Source organism: Pseudonocardia nigra, from assembly GCF_019396355.1.
Classification (GTDB): Bacteria; Actinomycetota; Actinomycetes; order Mycobacteriales; family Pseudonocardiaceae; genus Pseudonocardia; species Pseudonocardia nigra.
In genome coordinates, this window is sequence record NZ_JAHKRK010000157.1 from 1 (window position 1) to 18,694 (window position 18,694).

Annotated in this window: 22 protein-coding genes; 9 read left to right on the forward strand and 13 right to left on the reverse strand. The window is 73.2% G+C overall.

Annotation, left to right across the window (positions count from 1 at the left end; translation table 11 throughout):
* The first annotated feature begins 33 nt into the window (after positions 1 to 33).
* Positions 34 to 1,404, forward strand: a complete 1,371-nt coding sequence (locus KME75_RS28955) for a DUF349 domain-containing protein (protein ID WP_372452693.1) — start codon at positions 34 to 36, stop codon at positions 1,402 to 1,404.
* 139 nt (positions 1,405 to 1,543) lie between these two features.
* On the opposite strand, the gene KME75_RS28960 is transcribed toward KME75_RS28955, so the two are convergent.
* The gene (locus tag KME75_RS28960) at positions 1,544 to 2,014 is read right to left on the reverse strand and encodes an Rv2732c family membrane protein (protein WP_219418059.1); all 471 of its coding nucleotides are present in this window, start codon (positions 2,012 to 2,014) and stop codon (positions 1,544 to 1,546) included.
* A gap of 35 nt (positions 2,015 to 2,049) precedes the next feature.
* Positions 2,050 to 3,516, reverse strand: a complete 1,467-nt coding sequence (gene miaB / locus KME75_RS28965) for a tRNA (N6-isopentenyl adenosine(37)-C2)-methylthiotransferase MiaB (RefSeq protein ID WP_219418060.1) — start codon at positions 3,514 to 3,516, stop codon at positions 2,050 to 2,052.
* Positions 3,517 to 3,594: 78 nt separating this feature from the next.
* Between miaB and KME75_RS28970 the strand changes: the two genes are divergently transcribed.
* A complete protein-coding gene (locus KME75_RS28970) occupies positions 3,595 to 4,566 on the forward strand; it encodes a TAXI family TRAP transporter solute-binding subunit (protein ID WP_219418061.1) in 972 nt (323 codons plus the stop codon).
* Between the two features lie 9 nt (positions 4,567 to 4,575).
* Here KME75_RS28970 and KME75_RS28975 read toward each other — a convergent pair whose 3' ends face one another.
* Positions 4,576 to 5,274 carry a TetR/AcrR family transcriptional regulator gene (locus KME75_RS28975; protein WP_219418062.1) on the reverse strand — a complete coding sequence of 233 codons (699 nt, stop codon included), beginning with the start codon at positions 5,272 to 5,274 and terminating at the stop codon, positions 4,576 to 4,578.
* Positions 5,275 to 5,357: 83 nt separating this feature from the next.
* Between KME75_RS28975 and KME75_RS28980 the strand changes: the two genes are divergently transcribed.
* On the forward strand, positions 5,358 to 6,239 hold the full coding sequence (locus tag KME75_RS28980) for a hypothetical protein (protein ID WP_219418063.1): 882 nt from the start codon (positions 5,358 to 5,360) through the stop codon (positions 6,237 to 6,239).
* Positions 6,236 to 6,703, forward strand: a complete 468-nt coding sequence (locus tag KME75_RS28985) for an ABA4-like family protein (protein ID WP_219418079.1) — start codon at positions 6,236 to 6,238, stop codon at positions 6,701 to 6,703. Before KME75_RS28980 ends, KME75_RS28985 begins: the two co-directional genes overlap by 4 nt.
* 113 nt (positions 6,704 to 6,816) lie before the next feature.
* Here the strand turns inward: KME75_RS28985 and KME75_RS28990 are convergent, their stop codons facing one another.
* Positions 6,817 to 8,226 carry a sensor histidine kinase gene (locus tag KME75_RS28990; protein ID WP_219418064.1) on the reverse strand — a complete coding sequence of 470 codons (1,410 nt, stop codon included), beginning with the start codon at positions 8,224 to 8,226 and terminating at the stop codon, positions 6,817 to 6,819.
* Between the two features lie 6 nt (positions 8,227 to 8,232).
* Complete coding sequence (locus tag KME75_RS28995) at positions 8,233 to 8,964, reverse strand: response regulator transcription factor (RefSeq protein ID WP_219418065.1); 732 nt, start codon at positions 8,962 to 8,964, stop codon at positions 8,233 to 8,235.
* Between the two features lie 158 nt (positions 8,965 to 9,122).
* On the opposite strand from KME75_RS28995, the gene KME75_RS29000 reads away from it, so the two are divergent.
* The 4 genes from KME75_RS29000 (at position 9,123) to KME75_RS29015 (ending at position 12,358) form a co-directional block, all read left to right on the forward strand.
* Complete coding sequence (locus tag KME75_RS29000; RefSeq protein ID WP_219418080.1) at positions 9,123 to 9,851, forward strand: amino acid ABC transporter ATP-binding protein; 729 nt, start codon at positions 9,123 to 9,125, stop codon at positions 9,849 to 9,851.
* Between the two features lie 67 nt (positions 9,852 to 9,918).
* The gene (locus KME75_RS29005; protein ID WP_308283186.1) at positions 9,919 to 10,773 is read left to right on the forward strand and encodes a glutamate ABC transporter substrate-binding protein; all 855 of its coding nucleotides are present in this window, start codon (positions 9,919 to 9,921) and stop codon (positions 10,771 to 10,773) included.
* Positions 10,774 to 10,838: 65 nt separating this feature from the next.
* The gene (locus tag KME75_RS29010; RefSeq protein ID WP_219418067.1) at positions 10,839 to 11,489 is read left to right on the forward strand and encodes an amino acid ABC transporter permease; all 651 of its coding nucleotides are present in this window, start codon (positions 10,839 to 10,841) and stop codon (positions 11,487 to 11,489) included.
* The gene (locus KME75_RS29015) at positions 11,486 to 12,358 is read left to right on the forward strand and encodes an amino acid ABC transporter permease (RefSeq protein ID WP_219418068.1); all 873 of its coding nucleotides are present in this window, start codon (positions 11,486 to 11,488) and stop codon (positions 12,356 to 12,358) included. Before KME75_RS29010 ends, KME75_RS29015 begins: the two co-directional genes overlap by 4 nt.
* Positions 12,359 to 12,435: 77 nt before the next feature.
* On the opposite strand, the gene KME75_RS29020 is transcribed toward KME75_RS29015, so the two are convergent.
* From KME75_RS29020 to KME75_RS29055, 8 genes are read right to left on the reverse strand one after another with little or no spacing between them, the layout of a single operon-like run.
* Complete coding sequence (locus KME75_RS29020; RefSeq protein ID WP_219418069.1) at positions 12,436 to 14,394, reverse strand: S9 family peptidase; 1,959 nt, start codon at positions 14,392 to 14,394, stop codon at positions 12,436 to 12,438.
* Between the two features lie 11 nt (positions 14,395 to 14,405).
* A complete protein-coding gene (locus KME75_RS29025) occupies positions 14,406 to 15,059 on the reverse strand; it encodes an alpha/beta fold hydrolase (protein WP_219418070.1) in 654 nt (217 codons plus the stop codon).
* Positions 15,060 to 15,088: 29 nt separating this feature from the next.
* Complete coding sequence (locus tag KME75_RS29030; protein ID WP_219418071.1) at positions 15,089 to 15,412, reverse strand: hypothetical protein; 324 nt, start codon at positions 15,410 to 15,412, stop codon at positions 15,089 to 15,091.
* Complete coding sequence (locus tag KME75_RS29035; protein WP_219418072.1) at positions 15,406 to 15,924, reverse strand: hypothetical protein; 519 nt, start codon at positions 15,922 to 15,924, stop codon at positions 15,406 to 15,408. Before KME75_RS29035 ends, KME75_RS29030 begins: the two co-directional genes overlap by 7 nt.
* 51 nt (positions 15,925 to 15,975) lie before the next feature.
* The gene (locus KME75_RS29040) at positions 15,976 to 16,158 is read right to left on the reverse strand and encodes a hypothetical protein (RefSeq protein WP_219418073.1); all 183 of its coding nucleotides are present in this window, start codon (positions 16,156 to 16,158) and stop codon (positions 15,976 to 15,978) included.
* Between the two features lie 45 nt (positions 16,159 to 16,203).
* Positions 16,204 to 16,830, reverse strand: a complete 627-nt coding sequence (locus tag KME75_RS29045; protein ID WP_219418074.1) for a hypothetical protein — start codon at positions 16,828 to 16,830, stop codon at positions 16,204 to 16,206.
* Positions 16,827 to 17,339, reverse strand: a complete 513-nt coding sequence (locus KME75_RS29050; RefSeq protein WP_219418075.1) for a hypothetical protein — start codon at positions 17,337 to 17,339, stop codon at positions 16,827 to 16,829. The genes KME75_RS29045 and KME75_RS29050 overlap by 4 nt, the downstream gene beginning before the upstream one ends.
* A 2-nt stretch (positions 17,340 to 17,341) precedes the next feature.
* The gene (locus tag KME75_RS29055; RefSeq protein WP_219418076.1) at positions 17,342 to 18,127 is read right to left on the reverse strand and encodes a hypothetical protein; all 786 of its coding nucleotides are present in this window, start codon (positions 18,125 to 18,127) and stop codon (positions 17,342 to 17,344) included.
* Between the two features lie 169 nt (positions 18,128 to 18,296).
* Between KME75_RS29055 and KME75_RS29060 the strand changes: the two genes are divergently transcribed.
* On the forward strand, positions 18,297 to 18,566 hold the full coding sequence (locus KME75_RS29060) for a hypothetical protein (RefSeq protein ID WP_219418077.1): 270 nt from the start codon (positions 18,297 to 18,299) through the stop codon (positions 18,564 to 18,566).
* Positions 18,567 to 18,694 lie beyond the last annotated feature (128 nt).

Consider the following 18,694-nt stretch of genomic DNA (forward strand, 5'->3'; position numbering starts at 1 on the left):
GAGCCCCCGGGGGGCCGCCCCACGCCGCCCCCGGTGCCCGGGCCGCCGCGTCCCGGCCCGCCGCCCGGTGCCGGCCGTCCCCGGCCGGCCGCGCCCGCCGTCCCGCCGCCGGTCCCCCTTGCCGCGCCGATCACGCCGGTCACGCCGGGCGAGACGGTCGCCGTCCCGCCGTCGTCGGTGCCGGTGGCGAGTGCCGACCCCGGCCGTTGGGGCCGCGTCGACGCCGAGGGCACGATCTACGTCCGCACCGCCGACGGCGAGCGGATGGTCGGGTCGTGGCAGGCGGGCGCCCCCGAGGAGGGGCTCGCCCACTTCGCCCGCCGCTTCGACGACATGCTCACCGAGGTCGAGCTGCTCGCCGCCCGGCTCACCGCGGGTGGCGGCGATCCGAAGAACGCCCTGAGCAGCGCGAAGACCCTCCGGGACGCACTCCCCGACGCCACGGTCGTCGGCGACGTCGTCGGGCTGGCCGCACGGCTCGACGAGCTCGTCCAGCAGGCCGAGCAGGCCGTCGGCGCCGCCCGCTCGGCCCGCGACGCCCAGCGCACCGCGGCGATCGCCCGCAAGGAGGCACTGGCCGCGGAGGCGGAGACGCTCGCCGCGGAGGCCACCCAGTGGAAGCAGGCGGGCGACCGGCTCAAGGCGATCCTCGACGAGTGGCGCACGATCCGGGGCATCGACCGCAAGACCGACGAGCAGCTGTGGAAGCGGTTCTCGAAGGCGCGGGAGGGGTTCAACCGCCGCCGTGGCTCGCACTTCGCCGACCTGGACCGCCAGCGGTCGGCCGCGAAGGCGCGCAAGGAGGAGCTGGTCCTCGAGGCCGAGAAGCTCAGCGACTCCGACGACTGGGGCCCCACGGCCGCCCGGTTCCGTGACCTGATGGCGGAGTGGAAGGCCGCCGGCCGCGCCCAGAAGGACGCCGACGACGCGCTCTGGCAGCGCTTCCGCACCGCCCAGGACGCGTTCTTCGCGCGCCGATCGGAGACGTTCGCCGAGCGCGACGCCGAGTTCGCCGCCAACGCCGAGGCCAAGAAGGCTCTGCTGCTCGAGGCCGAGAAGATCGACACCTCGGACCCGACCGCCGCCAGGGCGGCCCTGCGCGCCGTGCAGGAGCGCTGGGAGGAGATCGGCAAGGTCCCCCGCGACGACATCCGCCCGCTCGAGGCGCGGTTGCGGGCCGTCGAGGAGAAGGTCCGGGAGGCCGCCGACCGGCAGTGGCGACGCACCGACCCCGAGGCCGAGGCGCGCGTCGCCCAGTTCCGGGAGCGGGTGTCCCAGTTCGAGGCGCAGGCGGAGAAGGCCCGCGCCGCGGGCGACACCCGCCGCGCCGAGCAGGCCCAGAACCAGGCCGACCAGTGGCGGGAGTGGCTCGCGACGGCCGAGCAGGCGGTCCAGCAGCGCTGATCAGGGGCGACTCGCCAGCCGAAAACGGGCGACTCGCGGGATTTCCGCGAGTCGCCCGTTCCGGACACGTGAGTCGCCCGATCCGGACACGCGAGTCGCCCGTCACCGACGATCAGGAAGCGGGCGGGCCCGCGGCGGGTCAGCGGCGCAGTGCGATCCGCACCCAGCTCACCGCCAGCACGAGCACGGCCAGTACGGCCAGGATCAGGCCCACGCTCGCCGGGGTGCCGCCCTCGGGGATCGTGACCTGTCGCGACCAGATCGCCCACAGGCCCGTCACCACCGAGAACCCGCAGCCCACTGCGGAGAGCCAGGCGAGGCCCCACCAGCGGGTGGCGAGCGCGAGGGCGGAAGCGACCAGCCCGAAGCCGAGGGAGGTGAACGCGAACAGCCGCGGCAGCAGCCCGAGCCGCTCGACGCCCGCGAGCACCTCCCAGCCCTGCACCGACCCGGTCCACGGGAGGAGCAGTCCGCCGATGAGGACGAGGATCGCGACCGAGATCGCCAGCGCGGTCGGGCCGGGGTCGATCCGTCGCTCCGCGCGCCGCGCCACGCCGGCCAGCTCGGCGTCCAGCGCCGCCAGCTCGTCCGGGACCTTCCGCTCGGTCATCTCTCTCCCTCGCTCCACTCGACCGGGGTCGCCGGTCACGCGTTCGTGCCGCAGGCGGCCGTGGCCGGCGCGACTGCTGGGGCGCCGAATCCGGGCAGTCCGAGGCCGGTCGGCGCTCCTCCCGGCCGGGTACCCGTTTCGTGGACGTCGCCGGCGCGGGTGCGGCGGTGGGTGCGGACCGGCCCGTCGGCGACGAGGTGGTGCGGCGCGCCGTAGCCGATCGTCACCTCGACGAGGTCACCGGGCCGGATCAGCAGGTCGCCGGGAGCGAAGTGCACGAGCCGCCCGTCGCGGGCGCGCCCGCTCATCCGGCGGGTGGCGCCGTCCTTGCGGCCCTCCCCCGTCGACACGAGCACCTCGACGGTGGTGCCCTCGATGGCCCGGTTCTGCTCCCAGGAGATCTCCTCCTGCAGCGCGACGAGCCGCTCGTACCGCTCTTGGACGACGGCCTTGGGCAGCTGGTCGGGCAGCGTCGCCGCGGGCGTGCCGGGCCGCGGCGAGTACTGGAAGGTGAACGCCTGCGCGAACCGGGCCCGCCGCACGACGTCGAGCGTCGCGGCGAAGTCCTCCTCGGTCTCGCCCGGGAACCCGACGATGATGTCCGTGCTGATCGCCGCGTGCGGGATCGACGCGCGCACCTCGTCCAGGATCGCCAGGAAGCGAGCCGACCGGTACGAGCGGCGCATCCGGCGCAGGACGTCGTCGGAGCCCGACTGCAGCGGCATGTGCAGCTGCGGGCACACGTTCGGCGTCTCGGCCATCGCCGCGATCACGTCGGAGGTGAAGTCGCGCGGGTGCGGCGAGGTGAACCGGACGCGCTCCAGTCCCTCGACGTCGCCGCACGCCCGCAGCAGCTTCGCGAACGCGCCGCGGTCGCCGAACTCGGCCCCGTAGGAGTTGACGTTCTGCCCGAGCAGGGTCACCTCGAGCACGCCCTCGGCGGCCAGCGCCTGCACCTCGGCCAGCACCTCGCCGGGGCGGCGGTCCTTCTCCTTGCCGCGCAGCGACGGGACGATGCAGAAGGTGCAGGTGTTGTTGCAGCCCACCGAGATCGACACCCAGCCGGCGTAGGCCGAGTCGCGGCGGGCGGGCAGCGTCGAGGGGAACACCTCGAGCGACTCGGCGATCTCCACCTGCGCCGACTCGTTGTGCCGGGCCCGCTCCAGCAGCACGGGCAGCGCGTGCACGTTGTGGGTGCCGAACACGACGTCCACCCAGGGGGCCCGGCGCACGATCTCGGAGCGGTCCTTCTGCGCGAGGCAGCCGCCGACCGCGATCTGCATCCCGGGGCGCGCGGCCTTGACCGGCCGGAGATGGCCGAGGTTGCCGTAGAGCCGGTTGTCGGCGTTCTCGCGCACCGCACAGGTGTTGAAGACGACGACGTCGGCCTCGTCGGAATCGGACCTCGCGTACCCCGCGGCCTCGAGCAGCCCCGCCATCCGCTCGGAGTCGTGCACGTTCATCTGGCACCCGTAGGTGCGGATGGTGTAGCTGCGCGTCACGCTACGAGGGTAGGTCGCCGCGGCCGGGTCCGGCGCGGGCGGGTCGACCGCGCAGCGTGGGCACGGCAGGATGCCCGCATGGAGGGTGGCGCAGCGGCGGTCGACCGCCGCGCCGTCCTGCGTGGGCTCGGGGCCCTCGGCGCCCTCGCCCTGCTCCCGGCCTGCTCGTCGCCCTTCGCCGGCACCCGCCTGACGATCGCGGCAGGCGGCACCGAGGGCGTCTACTTCAACCTGGGCCAGGCGCTGGCCGAGGCCTGGCAGCAGGAGCTCGGCCTCACCGGCCGGCCCGAGGTGCTCGCGACGGCGGGGTCGGTCGACAACCTCGCACGGCTCGCGTCCGGTGCGGCCGACGTCGTGTTCAGCCAGGTCGACACGGCGGCCGACCAGCTCGAGCGCTCCGCACCCGGCGATCCTCGCGCGCCCCGCGCCCTCACCCGCATCTACGACGACGTGCTGCACGTCGTCGTCCCGGCGGCCTCGCCGGTCACCTCGCTCACCGGGCTGCGGGGGGCGCGGGTCTCCGTCGGCGCGCCCGACTCCGGCGTATTCGTGATCGCGCAGCGCCTGCTCGAGGTGGTGGGGTTGTCGCCGGAGCGCGACTTCCAGGCCGTGCAGCTCGGGATCAACGACTCGATCGACGCCCTCGCGGACGGCCGCATCGACGCCTTCTTCTGGTCGGGCGGCCTGCCCACCCGCGGGGTCTCGGCGCTGTCGGAGACCCTGCCGATCCGGCTGCTCAACCTGGAGGACGCGATCCAGGCGGTGCGCGACGTGTACCCCGTGTACGCGGCGGGGACGGTGCCGGCGGCCACCTACGGCATCCCCGAGCCGGTCACCAGCCTGCTCGTGCGCAACTTCCTGCTCGTCCCGGCCGAGATGTCCGACGACCTTGCGGGCGCGCTGGTCAGGGCCCTGTTCGAGGCGCAGCCGCAGCTCGCCGCCGCGAGCCCGGCGGCGCTGACGATCGACCTGCGGGCCGCGATCGGCACGCAGCCGGTGCCGCTGCACCCGGGCGCCGAACGCTTCTTCCGGGTGGAGAAGGCGTCGTAGCGCCGCTCATCACTCGGGCAGCGCGCGTTGGAGGGCGTCGACGTCGTCGGACATGCGATGCATCGCCGCGGTGAACATGGCCCGGGCGCAGTCGTTGAACGGTTGCAGGTGCCCGATCAGCTCGAGCATCACCAGCCCGTGCATCCGCGCTCGCAGCTCGATGAAGAGCTCGAGAGCGGCCGGCGGGAGCGGGATCCCCGGGTCGGATGCCTCCTGGAGCGGCGCCCCCGGCGGTGCGGGCACAGCGGCGAGCTGCTGCGGGGTCCAGCCGCCGAACACGACGTCGACGAACGGCGCAGCCAGCCGCAGCGACGCCGCGTCCGGACCGCTCGCCGCGAACGGATCGAAGCCCGGCACCGGCGTGCCGTAGAGCAGGAGGAACGCGGCGCGGTTGACCAGTGCCCAGTCGCGGAAGGCCCCGGTGGCGGCGAGCCTGCGCTCGAGCGGCGAACGCCCCCGCGTCCGTTCCGCCGCCGCTTCCACGGCGTTGGCGAGCGCGCTGTGCGCGTCCGTGACCAGGGCGACGAGCAGCGCGTTGCGGCTGTCGAAGTAGTGGTAGAGCGACTGCACCGTCATCCCCACCGTCCGCGCGACGGCGCGCAGCGACAGCGCGTCGCTCCCGGACTCCGCCAGCTGCTGCAGCGCGGCGTCCTTGATCTCCTGGACGGTTTCCCCGCGCCGTCGCTCCCGCACTCCTCCGACTGGCATCGACAGTTCTCCTTGACAGTGTTAGTCAAACAGCGCGACACTGACGTCGCTCTCGTAGCCTAACAGCGTCAGGAGGATTCACTGTGTCCGTCGTCCTCACCACCGCCCGCCGGGGCCACCCGGGACTCTACTGGTTCGCCGTGGCCTGCGCCGGCCTCGCGGTCGCGATCGCGGCCCTGGCCGTCGTCGACCAACGGACGCTGCTCGGCGCACCCCTGTGGGTCAAGCCGCTGAAGTTCGCGATCTCGTTCGTCGCCTACGCCGGCGCGCTGGCGTGGATGCTCGGACAGCTGCGAGCCCCCGCGCTGCGCCGCACCGGCTGGCTGATCATGGTCACGTCCGTGATCGAACTGGTGATCATCACGGGGCAGGCGGCTCGCGGCGTGCGCAGCCACTTCAACGACGACGACGCCACCGGAGCCACCCTCTACACGATCATGGGCGTGACCGTCGTGGTGCTCTACCTGGCGACCATCGCCGTGGCACTGCGGTTCCTGCGCGAGCCCGGCCGCGACCGCGTCATGGGCACCGCGATCGGCCTCGGCCTCGCGGTGGGGATCGTCGGCATGTCGGTCGGGTTCGTGATGTCCGGGCTCGACGCGCACGCGGTCGGCGTCGCGGACGGCGGTCCCGGGCTGCCGTTCGTCGGCTGGAGCACCACGGGCGGGGATCTGCGGATCGCACACTTCGTGGGCATGCACGCCGTGCAAGTCCTGCCACTGCTGGCCGCCGCGCTCGGCCGACGACTCGACGGGACCGGACGGCGACAGGTGGTCCTCGTCGCGGCCGCGGGCTACCTCGGGTTGGTCGTCCTGCTCACCTGGCAGGCCCTGCGCGCCCAGCCGCTGCTCGCCCCCGATGGTGGCACGCTCCTCGCGCTGGCCGCCCTCGTGCTCGGCACGGGCGCCGCGCTGCACGCCGTGACCCGTGCGGCCGCCCGGCGCGCCGCCCTCGTCACCGTCTGACTCGGAGGAGCCGGTGGACCCCTCAGACCCTCTTCGCGCTCGCCTTCCCGCTCGCCGTGCCGTTCTGGGCACTGATGATCCTCGCGCCGGGCTGGTCGGTCACCCGCCGCGTCATGGCCTCGCCGCTCGTGGCCGCGCCACCGCTGCTGGTGTACGTGGTGCTGCTCGTCCCGCAGCTCGGCGCGTTCTGGTCGGCGGTGTCCGCCCCGGATCTGCCCGTGCTCGCGGCGCTGTTCGGCACGCCCGCCGGGGCTGCGGCGGCGTGGGCGCACTTCATCGGGTTCGAGCTGTTCATCGGCCGCTGGATGTACCTGGACGCGCGCGAACGCGGCGTGCATCCGCTGATCATGGCGCCCGTGCTCGTCCTGACGATCCTGCTCTCACCGCTCGGGCTGCTGAGCTACCTGCTGCTGCGCGCCGTGCTGCCTGCGCGTGTGGAGCGCAGCTCGCGGGTGCCGACGTGACCGTCGGCGTAGGCGGCTCCGCCCACCGTGCGACTCGCCCGCCACTTCGTGCCGACTCGCGGGCGGAATACGGGCGACTCGCGCGGCGGGAACGGGCGACTCGCGGGGCGCGGTCACTCCGGGTCGGGCGGCGGCGGTTCCGCGCCGGGGGCGGCGGGGAACCGGGCCACCACGCACAGCCCGCCGCCGTCGGGCAGCTCGAGGCGCAGCTCGCCGCCGGCCAGCTCGACGGTGCGGGCGGCGATCGCGAGCCCCAGCCCGGAGCCGTCCACGTTGCTCTGCGCCGGGCTGCGCCAGAACCGGTCGGTCGCGCGTTCCAGCTCCTCCGGGGCGAGGCCCGGTCCGGTGTCGCGCACGCGGATCTCGACGTGCCCGTCGGCCCTCCCGGTCCGGACGCGCACGGCGCCGCCCGGCGGGGAGAACTTCACCGCGTTGTCGAGCACCGCGTCGAGCACGGTCTCGATCGCCCCGCTGGGCGCCACGACCCGCAGGCCGCCGGTGCCGTCGCGGACGAGCCGCAGGTCCATGTGCTCGGCGAGCGGGCGCCACGCGTCGAGCCGGTCGGTGACGGCGGGGTCGACGTCCACGGTCGCGAGCGGTGCCGTGCGCTCGGCGCGGGCCAGCGCGAGCAGGCCGTCGAGCAGCGTGGACAGGCGTTCGGACTCCTCGAGCGCCGCGACGTGGTCGTCGGCCCCGGCCGCGTCGACGTGTCCCTGCAGGTTGGACAGCCGCAGGTGCAGTGCCGTGAGCGGGTTGCGCAGCTGGTGGCTCGCGTCGGCGACGAAGGCGCGCTGCGCCGCGTAGGCGTGGGTCACGGTCTCGGCCATGCGGTCGAAGGAGACCGACAGCCTGCGCAGCTCGGGCGGGCCGGTGTTGTCGGCCACCGGCTCGGCGTCGGCACCCGCGAGCACGGCGGCGGCGACCCGGCCGGTGCCCTCGTCCAACCTCCGCACCGGTCGCAGGATCCAGCGCACGATCGGCAACGCGACCAGCACACCGAGCGCGATCGCGAGCAGCCCCGCCGCGGCGACCGTCGACCACACCCGCACCTCCTCGGCGCGCAGCGCGTCGGTGGGCGACACCGTGACGGCGACGCCGCGCACCTCGGTGTCCACCAGCACGGGCTCGGCGAGCACGAGCGGCCGGTCGTCCCACGGCATGAGCAGCGGGTAGGTCTCCGACCGCCGGTTGGCCAGCGCCAGCGCGACGCGCTCCTGCCCGTCCTCGTCGAGCACCGGCGGCGGCTGCCGGGAGGTGGCGATCAGCTCGCCGTCGCGGTCGAGCACCATCACCGCGACGGCGAACACCGCGTCGTAGCGTTCCAGCTCCTCCTCGAGCCCGGTGGGGTCGGCATCCGTGATCGGCCGCTCGGCGAGCGAGGCGTAGTAGATGGTGTCGGTCAGCCGGTCGGTGAACAGCCCCAGCTGTGCCGCCTGCGCGTAGTACAGCGCCAGTGGCACCCCCAGCCCGACGGCCAGCAGGCCGACGAGGAAGGTCACGATCACCAGCAGCCGGGCGCGCACGGTGGGTCAGCCCTTCCCCGTGGACTCGTCGTCCTCGTCGGCGGCCGCCCTGTCCACGGCGGCGTCGGGCAGGTTGAGCCGGTAGCCGACCCCGCGGACGGTCTGGATCAGCTCCGGCCTGCCGAGCTTCGTGCGCAGCGTCGCCACGTGCACGTCCAGCGTGCGGTTCGCGCCCGCCCACGGACGCCCCCACACCTCCGCCACGATCTGGCTGCGGGTGCACACCACGCCCTTGGCCCTGACGAGCACCGCGAGCACCTGGAACTCCTTGCGCGTGAGCGCCACCGGGGCGCCCGCGACGGTGACCGCGTAGCGGTCCAGGTCGATCGCCACGTCCCCGACGGTGAGCGTGCCGCCGGATCCGCCGGTGCCGGCCGAGGTGCCGGTCGGCTTGCGCCGGCACACCGCGTGCACGCGCGCCACCAGCTCACCCACGTCGTAGGGCTTCACGAGGTAGTCGTCGGCCCCGGAGTGCAACCCGAGGATCCGGTCGTCGACCTCCCCGCGGGCGGACACGACGATCACGGGCACCTCGCTCACGTCACGGATCGCCCGGCAGACGTCGACGCCGTCGACGTCGGGCAGGCCGAGATCGAGCAGCACGACGTCAACCCCGTCCAGGTGACGGACCGCGTCGCGCCCCTGTGCGAGCCGCGTGGTCGTCATACCGTGGCGGTGCAGGGCGGGGCGCAGCGCGGCCGCGATGCGGTCGTCGTCCTCGACCAGCAGGATGTGCACTCGGACAGCCTCCCCAGCACTGATACCCCGACCCTGCCAGAGGTCTCGCGAGCGTTATCGGAGCGAAACCCTATGGGTTGCTCAAGGTGCTGGACTGGGATGTCCGCACAGCCCTAGCGTCCCGCCATGCCCGGAGGACCCCGATGACCACGACCCCCATGATCCGCATGGCGTCCGTCGACAAGCACTTCGGAGAGCTGCACGTCCTCCGCGACATCAACCTCGAGGTCGAGACCGGCCAGGTGGTCGTGGTGCTCGGCCCGTCGGGGTCGGGCAAGTCGACGCTCTGCCGCACGATCAACCGGCTGGAACCGATCGACAGCGGCACGATCGAGGTGGACGGCGAACGGCTGCCCGAGGAGGGCAAGGCCCTCGCCGCGCTGCGCGCCGATGTCGGCATGGTGTTCCAGAGTTTCAACCTGTTCGCCCACAAGACGATCCTCGAGAACGTCACGCTCGGTCCCGTCAAGGTGCGCCGCACGAACAAGGCCGAGGCGGATAAGAACGGGCTGGCCCTGCTGGAGCGCGTCGGGATCGCCAACCAGAAGGACAAGTACCCCGCACAGCTGTCCGGTGGGCAGCAGCAGCGCGCCGCGATCGCCCGCGCGCTGGCGATGAAGCCCAAGGTGATGCTGTTCGACGAGCCCACCTCCGCCCTGGACCCGGAGATGGTCCAGGAGGTGCTGGACGTGATGACCACGCTCGCGGGCGAGGGCATGACGATGCTCGTCGTCACCCACGAGATGGGTTTCGCGCGACGCGCCGCGAACCGGGTGGTGTTCATGTCGGACGGCGAGATCGTCGAGGATGCGGCGCCGGAGACGTTCTTCTCCAACCCCACCTCGGATCGGGCCAAGGACTTCCTCGGCAAGATCCTCACCCACTGATCCTCCGATCCACCTCATCCCCATCACAGGAGTGGAAATGCGACTTCGACGACTCAGTCTCACCGCCGTGGCTGCCGTGGCAGGCCTCACCCTGGCGGCGTGCGGAGGCGGGGGCTCGGGCGACGCCGCCGCTCCCCCCGTCGCCGAGGACACCACCTTCGAGGCCGGCACGACGATGGCCCGTCTCGCCGAGGCCGGCTCGATCAACATCGGCACCAAGTTCGACCAGCCGCTGTTCGGCCTGCAGGGCCTGTCCGGGGAGCCGGAGGGCTTCGATGTCGAGATTGCCAAGATCATCGCCGGTGGGCTGGGCATCGAGCCCGAGAACATCAACTGGACCGAGACCCCGTCCGCCACCCGGGAGGAGGTCATCCAGCAGGGCCGCGTCGACATGGTGGTGGCGACCTACACCATCAACGACGCCCGCAAGGAGCGGATCAGCTTCGCCGGCCCGTACTACGAGGCCGGTCAGACGCTGATGGTGCGCAGCGACAACACCACGGTCACCGGGCCCGAGTCGCTGCGCGAGAGCGGCGCGCGCGTGTGTTCGGTGAGCGGCTCGACGCCCTCGCAGAACATCCTGGAGTACATCGACCCTGCTCAGCTGACGCTGTTCGACACCTACTCGCTGTGTGCCGACGCGCTGCGCACCAACCAGGTCGACGTCGTCACCACCGACAACGTGATCCTGCTCGGGTTCGTCAACGACAGTGACGGCGCATTCAAGCTGGTGGGTGAGCCCTTCACCGGGGAGCCCTACGGCATCGGCATCACCAAGGGTGACGTCGCCTTCTGCGAGTTCATCAACACCACCCTCCGGGAGGCGGCCGAGAGCGGCGCCTACGCCGAGGCGTGGGAGTCCACCGCCGGTCAGGTCGCCGAGGAGACCCCGAAGCTTCCCGAGCTGGATCCCTGCAGCTGATCTCCCGTGGTCGGGCGGGGCGCCGGGTCCGGCGCCCCGCTCGATCCTGACCTGAAGGGCCGGGCGTGGACCCCGTCTTCGACAACTTGGGCCTGTACGGGCAGGGAGTGCTGACCACCCTGCGGATCTGTCTCTTCGCCGGCGTCGGCGCGCTCGTGCTCGGCACGCTCATGGCGAGTTTCCGGGTCTCCCCGGTGCCGCCGCTGCGCTGGGTCGGAACGTCGTGGGTGACGGTCTTCCGCAACACGCCGCTGACGGTGGTGCTCTTCGCGACGGCGTTCGGGCTCCCCGAGATCGGCATCAACGGCCAGTACTTCTGGTTCGGGGTGACCGGGTTGGCGCTCTACACCTCGGCGTTCGTCTGCGAGGCGGTGCGCAGCGGTATCAACTCGGTGTCCGCGGGTCAGGCGGAGGCGGCCAGGGCGATCGGTCTCACCTTCAGCCAGTCACTCGGGCAGGTGGTGTTGCCGCAGGCGTTCCGCACGGTCGTGCCCCCGCTGGGGAACGTCCTCATCGCCATGATCAAGAACTCGGCGATCGTCGGCGCGTTCGGTGTCGGCGGCGACCTCTTCTCGGTCGGCGTCGCGCTGACCGGCTCTCAGGGGCTTGCCGCGCTGCCGGTGCTCACCGGAGTCGCTCTCGGATACCTGCTCCTGACCATCCCCGCCGGGCTGTTGCTCGGCGTCGTCGAGCGCAAGGTGGCGATCGCCCGATGACCGCGGTTCTCTACGACGTCCCCGGTCCGAGCGCGAAGCGGCGCTACCTGACCGGGAGCATCGTCGCGGGCGTGGTGCTGCTCGCCGTCCTCGCAGTGGTCATCGCCCGGCTGGCCGCGCAGGACCAGTTCACTGCCGAGAAGTGGTCGGCGCTCGTCAATCCCACGGACTCCGACTTCGTCCAGGTGTGGGCGCTGCTCGCGAACGGCCTGCAGAACACGCTGGTGGCCGCGGCGCTGGCGATGGTGCTCTCGCTCGTGATCGGGACCGTGCTGGCGGTCATCCGGCTGACCAGCGCGCCGTGGTACCGCTGGGCCGTGGTCGGGGTCGTCGAGCTGTTCCGCGGGCTCCCGGTCGTCGTCCTGATCTTCTTCGCCTCGCGCGTGCTGCCGGAGATCGGTGTCGACCTGCCGATCATGTGGTTCCTGGTGATCGGGCTCACCGCGTACAACTCGGTGATCATCGCCGAGATCGTGCGCGCGGGGGTGAACTCGCTGCCGGCCGGACAGCGCGAGGCAGCTCTGGCGGTCGGGATGACCCGTGGGCAGACGCTGCGCCTGATCCTGCTTCCTCAGGCGTTCCGGGTGATGCTTCCGACTTTGATCAGCCAGCTCGTCGTGATCCTCAAGGACACCGCCCTCGGCTTCATCATCTCCTATCCGGAGCTGTTGCAGACCGGTCAGATCATCATCCAGAACCTCGACAACCCGATCCCGATGTACTTCACCATCGCGTTGATCTTCATCGCGATCAACTACGCGCTGAGCAAGCTCGCGGAGTACATGGAGCGGCGCTTGTCGCGGGCCCGCCGGACGCCCGCGGGGCCGCCGGGCAAGACGCTGGCCGGGGCGGAGATGACCGGCGACTGACGCCCGGCGAGGCGCTGATGTCACGGGCAACCCGGACAACGACGTCAGCGCCCCGCCAGGCGCGAGTGCCGACCGGGTCAGGACCCGGCGAGATTCTCGATGGCCACCCGCTCGATGCCCTCGCCCGCCGGCAGCTCGAAGCCCAGCACCTGGCCGTAGAAGCTCAGCTCGGCGTCGAGTGCACGCCGGATGTTCTCCGCGCGCCGGAACCCGTGCTGCTCGCCGTCGAACAGCAGGTACGCCACCGGCACCCGGCGGGCGCGGAGCGCCTCGACGATCTGCTCGCTCTGGCTCGGCGGCACGATCGCGTCCTCGGCGCCCTGCAGGACGATCAGCGGGCGGGTGAAGCGGTCGACGTGGTGGATCGGCGACCGGTCGACGTACACGTCGCGCGCCTCGGGGTAGGGCCCGACGAGCCGGTCGAGGTACCGGCTCTCGAACTTGTGGGTGTCGGCGGCGAGCGCCTCCAGGTCGGCCACGCCGAAATGGTCCGCGCCCGCCGCGAACGGGGTGTCGTCGCGGGCGAGCGCGGCCAGGGTGGTGTAGCCGCCCGCCGAGCCGCCGCGGATGCACAGCCGGGCCCCGTCCACCCGGCCCTGCTCGGCCAGCCACGCCGCTGCGGCGAGGCAGTCGGCGACGTCGATCACGCCCCACTGGCCCAGCAGCTGCTCCCGGTAGGCGCGCCCGTAGCCGGTCGACCCGCCGTAGTCGACGTCGACGACGGCGAAGCCGCGGCTCGTCCAGTACTGCACGCTGACGCTGAGCGCGGGCACCGCGGCCGACGTCGGGCCGCCGTGGATCACCACGAGCAGCGGCGGGAGCTCCCCGTCCGGGCCCTCGTGCTCGGCGTTCGTCGGTGGGTAGAACAGCGCGTGTGCCGTGCGCCGCTCCCCGGCGCCGTCGACGGACGGGAACGTGATCGGCTCGGGCACCGACAGCGAAGCCACGTCCACGCCGAGGTCGCGCGGCGGGCGCAGCTTCTCGACCGCGGCCGTGGTGAGGTTCACGCGGTGGACTCCGGGCTCGGCGGTGGGGCTCCCGGCCACCACGGCGACCGCGTCCGGCCCGGCCGCGCGCACCGCGGCGATCGCAGAGAACGGCAGGTCGAGGTCGGTGACCGTGCCGTCGGCGGCGCGGACGGCGAGCCCGTCGAAGCCCGACGCGGTCCGCGCGAACACGACGCGGCCGTCGTCCAGCGTCGCGTACCGGGCCGACCCGAGCGTCCAGGCGGGCGCGCCGATCTCGGCGTCGATGCGGACGGCCGGTTCGATGTCCGAGCCCGGCACCCAGCGGTAGAGGTTCCACCAGTCGGTGCGGTCGCTGATGAACCACAGCGTCCCGTCGGGCTGCCACCGCGGCTCCAGGACCGACTCGTGGGGCCCGCCCGCGACCACCGTCTCCACGCCCGTGCCGAGGTCGCGGACCACCAGCTCGGTGGCGTCCCACGGCATGGCGGGGTGGTTCCACTGCAGCCACGCGAGGGTGTCGCCGTCGGGGCTCAGCCGGGGAGCCGCGACGAAGTCCGGCCCGCTGACGAGCACTTCGGGCTCGCTCGGCGCGTGCGCGGCAAGCCGGACGACCTCGTTGTGCACCTCCGTGGCGGACGACCCGGTGTGCCGCTCGCGGACGCAGACGATCGTCGCCCCGTCCAAGGCCACGTCGCCGTCGGCGTACCGGTCGGCGCGGGGCCGGGCGGGCTCCGGCGTCAGCGCCTCGGGCGCGCCGCCGGGCGCGAGGCGGTACAGCCGCTGGTCGGCCCAGTTCGCGAACCAGACGACCCCGTCACGAACCCACCAGGCGGCGCCGCCGTACTCGTGCACGCCCGTGCGCGCGTCCATCCCCTCCGGCAGGAGGTCCGTGGTGGCCCCGTCCGCGGACCGCCGGACGAGCTGGGTGCGCCCGCCTTCCGCGGGCCGTCCCTCGGTCCAGACGAGGTCCTCACCGTCGGTGCGCAGCTCCGCCAGCCGCACCGCGGCGGCGACGACGAGCTCGGAGGTGATCGGGGTGGGCCAGGATCCGAACGGCGTGATCGTCACGTAGGTGCACGTTAGTCCGCGCAGCCCTCGAGGTGGCCCTCGAGTCGGTCGGCCAGCTCCCGGGGACGCGAGAGCATCGGGTGGTGGCTGCCGTCCATCTCGTCGGGGATGACGCCCAGGCGGTCCCGCACCACCCGGCGCACGAAGTCGGCCGGGAAGAACTTGTCGTCGCGGCACAGCAGGAACGACGTGGGCACATCGGGCCAGGCGTCGAGCGGCCACGGTGCCGACATCGGGGTGCCCGACTGGTCCCGGCCGTGCCGCATCGCCTCGGCGGCGAGGCCGGCGGGCACGTCGTGGAGGAAGAGGTCGACGTCGTCGACGGCGGGGGCCTGCTCGTGCCCCGTGTTCGCCCACCAGTCCCCCGGGGCCTCACCGGGTCGCGGGACCATCGCCGTCACCAGCACGAGCCTGCGCACCGGCCGCCGCGCACAGACGAGTGGGCCGGTGAAGCCGCCGAAGGAGTGGGCGACCACGACGACGTCGGAGCGGTCGCCGATGGCCGCGACGGCGGCGTCGGCGTACTCGGGCAGACCGGCCGCGTCGTCGTCGCACGGCAGGTCGACGGCGACGGTCTCGTGGCCGCGGGCACGCAGTTCGGCCTCGAGGAGGTGCCAGTACCAGCGGTCGGTGGCTGCGCCGGGGATCAGGGCGAAAGTGGTCATGCCGGTGTGACTGCGCGGGGCCGCGGAACTCATCGCCGCGCTCGGAACGCCGTCCACAGCAGCGCCACGGCCTCGGGCAGCCCGCGCAGCCGCACCACGGGCAGCACGCCCAGCGCCCCGGTCAGGCCCGGCCACCAGCGCACGGAGCCGTCGGGGCGCACGGTGCCGAGCGCCGGGGTGGCGCAGGTGCGCACGGCCGGCGGCAGGGTGGGATGCGCGCCGGCGAGCTGCGGGTCGCGGCAGGACCGCACCAGCACGGGCACGCGCACCAGGTCCGGCAGCTCGCGGGCGATGCGCGAGCACGCCGCGCAGGCGACGTCGTAGACGACGACGACCTCGACGGGCTTCACCACGTCGACAGCATGGCAACGACCAGCGCACCGGTCGCCGTCAGGGCGAGCAGGGGCCGCACCACCGGCTCGGCCCGGCCCCAGACCTCCGTCCACGAGCCGTCGGCGCTCCACGCGTTCGACAGCAGCGGCATCGCGAGCCGCCCCGCTGCGAAGCCCGCCGCCACCGCGAACGCCGCCGGGAACGGGACGACGAGCAGCACCGCGACGAGCGCCAGGTGCGGCAGCGCCGACGGCGAGTAGGTGCGCATCCCCGTGCCCATCTCGAAGCCGAACTGCAGCGCGCCCCACTGGCGCAGGTGCTGCACGTCCTGGGGCACGAGCCGGGCGTTCTGCGGCACGGGGAACCGCACGAGGCCGCACTCGCGCAGCAGCACCGGCACCGCGACCAGGCCGAACAGCGACCACCGCACCGGAGCGGGCAGCAGCGCCTGCGGCAGCGCGCCGAGCACCGCGCCCACGAACGCCACCAGGACCGCACCGAGGAGGAGGCCGGCTCCGAAGAACCGGACCACGGGTGTGTCGCGCCAGACCGACGCGCTCAGCAGGAACGCCGAGTTGTGGCTTCAAGTGCTGCCGGAGTTGGCGAACCCCGCCGCGGCGCCGGCCACCGCCACCAGGAGCACCGGAGCGACGGCGGGGGCCGCGGGCGTCCCGAGCGCGGCCAGCGCCGCGAGGACCACCAGCGCGACGGCCGCCGTGGCGGGATGCAGCAGCCAGTGGTACCGCGACCGCGCCGAGGACGTCATCGTCTGCCCCGGGTCAGCGCCGACTGTTCGCTTCGCACGCTCAGCTCAGCGGCCGAGCAGCTCGCCGATCCCGGGCAGGGACCGGATGCCGCTGCCGATCCCGGGCAGCGGCAACGCCGTGGACGGGTCGCGGCGGTCCTCGGTGTCCGCCTCCAGCGTGCAGGCCGCGATCGTCATCCCGCTGTAGGTGGAGCCGTCGGCGAACGTGACGCGCGTGATCGCGTCGGAGCAGCGGTAGCCCTTCCAGCGCCAGGCGTTCTTGCCGTGGCAGTCGGTGGTGAGGCGGGTCGACTCGAACCGGTCGCCGTTCGACTCGTAGCTGCCTTCGCGGTGGTAGCCGTCGGAGCACGGGTAGGAGCCGCGGCGCCAGCCGCCGTAGCAGACCGCCATGCCGTTGGCCGGCCAGTTGTTGGCCTCTTCTTGATAGTTCTCCGGCACGCACGTCGTGTGCTCGGACGTGCTGGAGCCCTCCGAGCGGTCCTGCGCCGCGGCCTCCCGGCGGGTGAGGTACCAGTCCAGCGGCACCAGCGCCGCCGCGGCCGCGCCGACCACCAGCCCGCGCAGGACGGCCCGCCTGCTCGGTCGGATCGACCGGATCCGCGCCACGACCGCGCTCGGCCGGGCCTCCGCGGGTGGCTCGAAGGCGGTGGGGATCTCGTCCAGGCGGGTCATGCCCTGCTCACCTCTTGTCCTCCTGCCAGCTCGACCACGAGGGCGCGCAGGTCAGTGTCGGGGTAGACGAAGCTGCGATGTGTGACGGTGCCCGCCGCGTCCACGGCCAGCAAGGTGGGCGTGTAGCCCTCGAACAGGTCGGCGCGGGCACCGGTGTCGGCCACGAGCGCGGCGCGCCCCGACGGGTCGGGGGTGAAGTCGGCGGGCCGGTCGACGAGTGCGACGAACCGGGTGCCGTCGGCGCATCCGGCGGCCTCCACGAGGACGTCCCACACCGTGTGGCAGGCGGCGCAGTCGGCGTCGAGCACCGCCACGACGCTGACGCGGCCGCCCGGACCGGGCCGCACCACGGCGGGTGCCGCGCGTCCGACGAGCGGGGCGTACCCGGACAGCTCCGCCGCCCGGCCCGCCTCCAACGCCCGCACCCGCGCGTACACCGCGACGAGGGCGACCAGCGCGAACAGGGCGACGAGCAGTGCCAGCAACGCGACGGCGAGGGCGACGGACACGCTCAGGCCGCCCAGCGAGCGGTGAGCGCGGTCAGCGCCTCCACGACCTGCTGCTCGGCCATGTCCGTCCGCGGCAGCCCGGACTCGGGGCCGAGCAGGACGAGGTCCATCGCCGCGGTGTCCCCCGCCAGCAGGTAGCGCCACTGGTGCGGGGTGTCCGCGACGAGGGCGGCCGCCTGCTCGCCGAGCACCCGGCCCGCCCGCCACAGCTCGCCGCCGGGCAGCGCGAACCCCGCCCAGTCCGGGAGCGTGGGCAGCATGTCGACGGAGCGGCGCACGAGCAGCGTCGACCGGTCGCTCTGCCCGATCAGCGCGACGTCGCCCTGCTGCACCAGCAGGTCCGACACCGGCGTGAGCGCGGCGCCCTGCTCCGAGTCGGTGAACCGGAACGTCGACAGCAGTGCGGTCAGCCCGGCGACGTCGGGGGCGGGTCCACCGAACCAGGTGGTGGCCTCGTGGTGCGGGCCGGCGAGCACCAACGCCGAGTCCGACCGGTCGGGCGCCTCGTAGACGATCGCGTCGAACCCGCGCATCGGCTGCCGGTGCTCACGGGCACCGGGAAGCACCTGCGCCGGGATCGCGCGGTGCTCGCCCGCCGGGGCGAGGAAGAACTGCCGGGCCGTGCGCGGGCCCGTGAAGCGCGTGTTGCCGTACCAGCGGTACTCGCCGAAGGCCACCGGGTGCGTCAGGTCGACCGGTGCCCCCGAGGGCGCGATGCGGGTGACACGGGTACTGGCCGCACCGGCCGGTGCCTGCGCAGTGCCTGCCGTCGTGGCGGCAGCGGTCATGCTGGTCCTCCCCGTGCCCGGGCCGGGAACACCGAGCGGTGCCCTCTACGGTCAACGAAAGTACTACGGTGAAATGACGCGACCTTGAGGACCGAATCGGTGACCGTTCGGGTGGTCCTCGAAGGCGTAGCGTGGTCGTCGCACGGCCGTCCGAGTGAAAGGACCTCCGATGCCCGACCCGTCGCCGCCACCCGAGCCCGTCGACGCGGAGATCGTGCCCGACGTGGCCGCCGCGCCCGCACCCGACTACGACGAGCACGGCACCCCGAGCCTCGACTTCGTGCGCGACCGGATCGAGCAGCGCTACGCCACATCGCTCGGCGCCGCGGAACTGGCCGGGGCCACCGCGGCCGGCCGGACCCAGGAGGAGCAGGAGGCCGAGCGCGAACGCGCCGCGGCCGCGAAGCTCGAGGAGATCCGGCGCTCCCTGGGCCGCTGAAGTTGCAGCAAAGCCACTTTCATGCCATGTGGTTGCGCGAAAGTGGCTGTCAGGAGAATCGACCGCAGCCTATGAGGCCTTGGCGAGTGTGACCTCGTATCCGAGGTCTTGGAGTGCCTTGAGGTGGC